This window comes from Massilia mucilaginosa, from assembly GCF_011682145.1.
Taxonomy (GTDB): Bacteria; Pseudomonadota; Gammaproteobacteria; order Burkholderiales; family Burkholderiaceae_D; genus Telluria_A; species Telluria_A mucilaginosa.
The window spans coordinates 1-431 of record NZ_WHJH01000217.1 but is presented as its reverse complement, the minus strand read 5'-3'; the positions used below and the strand labels follow the sequence as shown (position 1 = coordinate 431).

Annotated in this window: 2 protein-coding genes; both read left to right on the top strand. The window is 57.8% G+C overall.

Features of this window, described 5'->3' with window-relative positions:
- Positions 1–197 (top strand): hypothetical protein (locus F2P45_RS34570; RefSeq protein WP_223164928.1); only part of this gene is annotated, 197 nt, incomplete at its 5' end.
- Positions 198–205: 8 nt separating this feature from the next.
- The coding region (locus tag F2P45_RS34565; RefSeq protein WP_166882698.1) for a hypothetical protein at positions 206–431 on the top strand (226 nt) is incomplete at its 3' end.

Sequence of the window (431 nt, the reverse complement as noted above, 5' to 3'; positions counted from 1 at the left end):
CCCGGAGCCCTATGAAAGAACTCAACAACAACCGCACGACGGATTTCTTCCTGCTGCCGTGCGCCCAGCCAATGGAACCATCTGTGAAGCGCCATTACATCGCAGCCTTGGTCGTGCTCGTCTGCGCAGTCGTTTATCTCAACGTCGCGCACTCCTCGCCCGCCCCTCTCAGCTGCCGCGCCGAGCTGTCCCAGTAAGGCCCCATATGTCGACTACCTATCGGGGTGTCCAAAAAGTGTTCCAGAATGAAATCGATCCACTGTGGGGACGCATTGAACAGTTATTGAAGGAACACGACATCTGCGCTATCGCCGCGTTCGTCATTCCGCTTACGCCGAGCACGGGCACTGTGGTCCTGTACGCAACACCGAACAAGGACGGCACCATGCCGGCATCGCTGATGACGGCCTACAAAGCCATCGATCCGACAG